Source organism: candidate division WOR-3 bacterium, from assembly GCA_039801365.1.
Classification (GTDB): Bacteria; Hydrothermota; Tepidihabitantia; order Tepidihabitantales; family Tepidihabitantaceae; genus JBDRUN01.
Map to the genome: position 1 here is coordinate 1 of JBDRUN010000120.1, position 5,329 is coordinate 5,329.

Consider the following 5,329-nt stretch of genomic DNA (forward strand, 5'->3'; position numbering starts at 1 on the left):
AAACTCGTGGGTCGGCGAGGAAGCGGACGTCACGGTGAGTGAATACCGACCGGCCGGAACTGCGCAGCAGGAGGGCCAGGTACTTGCGGTTGTAGTGCAGGACAGCGCGGAGCTCGTCGAGCATGGCCGACTTGAGTTTCTTGCGGGCGCGCCGGTAGCGGGGAGCGTTCCTCAGCACGACTGACATGCGCTTCTCTCTCGTGAGGCTGTCCTTGGGAATTGTCGTAACCATGCCGAAGTATGTGCTGCAACGACAGCCGCCGGTACTGCCACAGAAAGCACATCTGGGACCTTAATTTCGGGCAGATGAATCATGAGGCAACAGTTTCGTTTCGGGCAGATTATTTCTGAGGCAAACCGCAAGCTTGATGCAGCCTGCAATAGCAAGTATGCTCGTGATGCGTCCACACAGGAGGCTGCATGATACTACTCACTACAGGACTTGCTTGAGGTGGATCTAAGTCATAAAGTCGGCCTACTTGACTAGAGCTCTATGATCCTAGCTGACAATAGCAAAGTTGAGTGCTTTGTTGAGACAGCTCAACACCAGTTACCGGTTTGGTTTCGGCACTGCGAGGTAGTAACGGTGCCTGCGGCTAGCCGATAAGGTCTTCTCGCACCGCGCCGGGCGGACGGTTGACCGGGCGAACAGGTTCCGCTTCGACGGCATCGAGTGTCAATTGGACCATACGGCGGGTGGTTTCAACCACCGCGGTAAGAAGGCGCTGTATTGGTCAAGTACGCGACGGAATGATTAGGGGGAAAGGTTACAGTCCTGCACTTGCAACAAATGTTGCGAATTTGCTTTGCGCTGGCGCCCCGGACGTCTTGCACGGGATTAGGTGGCTTGGCCTGTAAGAAGCGCTATTCCTGGGTTGATCGGACGTCGGTTATCAGACACCAGGCTACTCTTCGATAACTACGACCGCAGCCGCGTAGTCTGATAGATGGGTTATGCTCAAGTGCACCTTGCGGTCGCCCAAGAACTTCTGTGCTCGGCCGGTAACAGTTATAGTGGGCCGGGAGCGCTCGTTGTCCAGCACCTCAACCTCGCGCCAGCCAATGGCGCCGCGTAGTCCAGTTCCGAGCGCCTTTGAGAATGCCTCCTTGGCCGCGAACCGGCCAGCATAGGACAGAAACTTGCCCGAGACCCGCTCACAGAACGAAACTTCGGCCGCAGTGAAAATACGGTTGCGGAACCGGTCGCCGTAGCGGACAAGTGCGTTGCGGACCCGACCAATTTCCACGAGGTCAATCCCGACGCCGAAGATGGCCATCGCTCAGGTACGAACGAGGTGCCGAGTACTACAGACAAAGGAAGGAAACAAGCTCGAAACGGAGAAGACGCGGCAATACGAAGTCGGAATCCGACTTTTGCGCGCTTGGGTTACAGTATCGTTCACAGTCAGTCCGTAGTGCTCACCGAGGACGGCGATTTCTCGACCGGCGGCCGGAGTTGACCCGTTCGATGAATGGAATCAGCTCAAGGATGTCGTTGATATCCTTGTCTGCGCCAGAGTGTTTCGTGCCGAAGCTGTCACCATACCGTGCAAACACTGTGCACATCCCGATTTCCTTCGCGCCAACGATGTCGCGCTCGGCCCAGTCGCCAACCATAACCGCTTCGTGCGGCTCGACCGCAAGCAGTTCGAGGGCCTTCTGGAACGGTGCCGGGTCAGGCTTGCGCTTGCCGGTGTCATCATAGGTCACGACCGCGTCGAAGAAGTTGTCAATACTGAGCGAGACAAGCCGCATCCAGGCCTGTAGTCGCGGTGCGTCCGAAACCACACCGAGCCGGAGGCCCATCCGTACGAGTCGGGTGAGCGCCAGGCTGACGTGCGGGTACGCTACCATTACACCCTCGCGCGCCCGGCGGTAGGCGAGTATGCCGCTGGCCAGAATCCGGTAGTCAACGTGGCCAAGCGTGTCGTTGAGGAATTCGTCAAACACCTGCTGGAACTCAATTCCCTTCTCGTCGTAGATGGCGAATATTCTTCTCGTTGCCTGTTTTGGACTCAGGTCGAGTCCGGCGTCAATCATCGCATCTACGGCCGCTTCAACCGCTGCCCGTTTCATCTTCATGAAGTCAACCAGCGTATTGTCAACGTCGAATACTACTGCCTTTATCATTGTACCTCCTTCAGCAGCGCAGCGGCCCGCTCTGGTGCAACCGAATTTATGAAGAACCCCGAGCCCCACTCAAACCCGTCGGTCCGCTTCACCCTTGGTATTAGCTCCATGAACCAGTGGGAGTCCTCCCGGATTGTTTCCCAGTAACCACGCTGGGGCAGAAGGTTCGGTGCCGTGTGGAGCACGATATTATAGGGTGGGTCATCGAGCAGCCGGTGTAGTCTTCCGACCGTGCGGCGCAGCACGCGGGCAAGGTCTGCCAACTCCTCGCCGGTGGTATCGGCGAAACTGAACGAGTGCCGCCGCGGCATTATCCGTAATTCGAACGGCAGGCGCGAAGCAAAAGGTGCGAAAACAACAAACCGCTCAGTCTGCTCGACTACGCGGTGGTTATGCTCAAGCTCGTCCTGGAGGATGTCACAGAAGATGCACCGCTCCTTGTACTGAAAGTAGGCGCGCGCACCCGCGAGCTGGTCCTTCACTCTTCTCGGCGTTGCCGGCAGGGCGATGACTTGCGAATGGACGTGCTCGATGGTTGAGCCACCGGCCAACGTGCCGTGGTCCTTGAAAACAAGCACGTAGCGAAACCGCTTGTCGCGATACAGGTCAATTAGCCGTTCTCGGTACGTTCTAAGCACGAGCTCGACCTGCTCATCGGCGAGCTCGGCGAAGTTTGTGACGTGTTCCGGCGATTCGATGATAACCTCGTTTGCGCCGGTCCCGGTGACCATGTCGTGGATGCCGACTCCGGACCGGACTAGGTCGCCCTCGATTCTCAGTATCGGGAATATGTCGGGGACCACCCTCACGCGCCAGCCTGGGCTATTGGGAGCTGAACCGTCTGTCCGCACTGCCGTGATTTCCGGCGGCGTCATAGCTTCGTTGCCAACGCAAAACGGGCACACTGACGGCCTACGGTCAGAACGGAGATGGTCCTTGGGGATGCGGTTCCGTCCGGTCTCCACGATGACCCAGGTGTCGGTAACGATGTCGCGCCGAACTTCTGACATTATAGTTTCCCAGAATCTGGTTGCGTGGCGCAGACGGCAGAAGTCGGAAGTCCAGCCGCCGGTTCTAATCTCCGAACCTCTATTCCAGGACTCCCTCGGCTCGCCCAATACCAGAGCCGGCAGTCGACAGCCGACGGTGGGCTACTAAATGGAATTTCTTGGACGAGGCTCTTGATTACCGGTGTAAGGCGCCGGTTTGATTTGATGTTTGGCCTCCGGGGCCTGATTTCATCCTCCAGTCTCAGCGGTTGCTGCTGAATCTTTGCTTCAACCTGTTGTAGGTTGTGGCAAGATGCTCGCTCACGACCTTGGTCTCGGCCACCAGCGGCATGAAGTTCGTATCGCCGTTCCAACGTGGCACGATGTGGATATGCAGATGGCCGGCCACGCCTGCGCCGGCGACCCGACCGAGGTTCATCCCGACGTTGAACCCCTGAGGTGTAAGTTCTCTCTTCAGCACGACTAAGGACCGCTGCAACAGCTGGAAAAGCTCATGGGCTTCCCTATCGGTTAGCCGCTCCAGTTCAGCCACGTGCCGATTTGGCGCAACCATCAGGTGACCGTTGTTGTATGGAAACCTGTTCATCAAAACGAGTCCGAGCCGACTGCGCAGCAGCAAGAGGTTTTGCTCGTCGTCTTTGGAGCGCACAAGCCGGCAGAAAAGACAGCTCCTTCTACCGCTGGACCTGCGGGCGCTGCAGATGTACTCCATCCGCCAGGGAGCCCATAACCGTTTCATCGGACGAACCCACCGGTCGTACCGTAGGTTACGGGCTGCAGAACGCGTGGCAATCGGCCGCTCTCTTGCCAATGACTGCCATAATCTGAGATTGGCATTGTGCAATCGCTCAGAATAAGTCGAGTTGGTCGCCCGGCGCAGCACTAGCTCCCGGTTCGTCTTCACTCGGCCGCGTCGAGCCTGGAATCACGCTGATTACACCAAACACGCCGTCGTAGCCAGGTTGCTTCATTACCTCGCCCTTACGCATCCGTTCGATGCCCAGCGCAATGCGCTCACCAGCCGCTTGTCTAATCGCATCTATCGGGACGTCCAAGAGAATTTCAAACTCCGGACCCAGCACAGCAATCATCTCGTCGTAAGTATTGCCGACCGCAGCCGTATCGCGGCCCTGGCCCAAGGCCTCGGCGATCATTTCTTCAAGTGGCACCAAGTGCTTGTAGGGAACAACATCGCCGGGAACCTCCTCTGGCCGGCGATCAGCAAGGCTCATCACCCGGTGCAGAACACCGACCGTTAGCTTCCGACCGCATACCGGACAGATGTCCGAGTTTGACATTGACTGCTCGGGGGCGAGGCACACGTTGCACGAACGGTGGCCATCGTAGTGATACTTGCCTTCTTCCGGAAAGAACTCAATGGTGAACAAGAACCGATCTCGGTCCTTTGTGCGCAGGACGTTCCGAAGTTCCGGGTAGGCAAGTTCGCAGTCGAACACGTTCGCCTCACGCCCGAGCCGCGAAGGTGAATGGGCGTCTGAGTTCGAGATTATTGTTTTAGTATCCAGACTCGAGAGCAGCCAGTTCATCGGCGGGTCTGAGGACAGGCCGGTCTCGACCGCAAATACTCGGTTCGACAGTTCCCCAAAACACTCCTCGAATGAGTCGAAGCCCGAGTTCGAGCCGTAGAGCGAAAACCACGGCGTCCAGATGTGTGCTGGCACGAGGAAAGCCTGCTCGTCGATGTCGAGCACTCGGGCAAGCATCTCCTGGCTGGAGATGGACAATGTTGGTCTACCATCGGATTCCAGTTTGCCGTATCGGCTGAGCATGGTACTTACCCTTGCAGCGGTTTCCAGACTTGGTACGAAGATGATGTTGTGTATCCGACGTAACCGACCGTGAGCCGAGTAGATGTTGTTCACCTCGACGTTGACAATGAAGTAGGTATCGCCGTGGCAGTACAACCCTTCAGTCGCTGGTTCTAGATGTTGCTTCAGGGACTGCATGTATGCTGGATGGGTGAAGTCGCCGGTCGCGACCAGCTTGATTCCCTTCTTCTTAGCTGCCCGGGCAATCGCGGGGATATCCATGTCCCGGCTTGTGGCACGCGAGAACCGCGAATGGATGTGCAGGTCAGCGATGAATTTCATCGGCTCGCAATTCTAGCCTACGTGTGAGAATAAGTCAAAGCCGCCTATGTAATGACAGAGAAACAGGGCAAATGGACG

6 protein-coding genes are annotated in these 5,329 nt (G+C 57.2%); 1 reads left to right on the forward strand and 5 read right to left on the reverse strand.

The window, feature by feature from the left end; translation table 11 throughout:
* Positions 1-184: hypothetical protein (locus tag ABIL25_10710; protein ID MEO0082737.1), on the forward strand; the 184-nt coding region annotated here is incomplete at its 5' end.
* A gap of 721 nt (positions 185-905) precedes the next feature.
* Here the strand turns inward: ABIL25_10710 and acpS are convergent.
* The 5 genes from acpS to ABIL25_10735 all read right to left on the reverse strand — a co-directional run bounded on the left by acpS (position 906) and on the right by ABIL25_10735 (position 5,251).
* On the reverse strand, positions 906-1,277 hold the full coding sequence (gene acpS / locus ABIL25_10715; protein ID MEO0082738.1) for a holo-ACP synthase: 372 nt from the start codon (positions 1,275-1,277) through the stop codon (positions 906-908).
* A 142-nt stretch (positions 1,278-1,419) separates the two neighbouring features.
* On the reverse strand, positions 1,420-2,130 hold the full coding sequence (locus ABIL25_10720) for an HAD-IA family hydrolase (GenBank protein ID MEO0082739.1): 711 nt from the start codon (positions 2,128-2,130) through the stop codon (positions 1,420-1,422).
* Complete coding sequence (locus tag ABIL25_10725; protein ID MEO0082740.1) at positions 2,127-3,140, reverse strand: DUF4931 domain-containing protein; 1,014 nt, start codon at positions 3,138-3,140, stop codon at positions 2,127-2,129. Before ABIL25_10725 ends, ABIL25_10720 begins: the two co-directional genes overlap by 4 nt.
* A gap of 241 nt (positions 3,141-3,381) precedes the next feature.
* A complete protein-coding gene (locus ABIL25_10730) occupies positions 3,382-4,044 on the reverse strand; it encodes an HIT domain-containing protein (protein MEO0082741.1) in 663 nt (220 codons plus the stop codon).
* Positions 3,989-5,251, reverse strand: coding sequence for an endonuclease Q family protein (locus ABIL25_10735; protein MEO0082742.1), 1,263 nt, complete (start codon positions 5,249-5,251; stop codon positions 3,989-3,991). Before ABIL25_10735 ends, ABIL25_10730 begins: the two co-directional genes overlap by 56 nt.
* Positions 5,252-5,329: the final 78 nt, after the last annotated feature.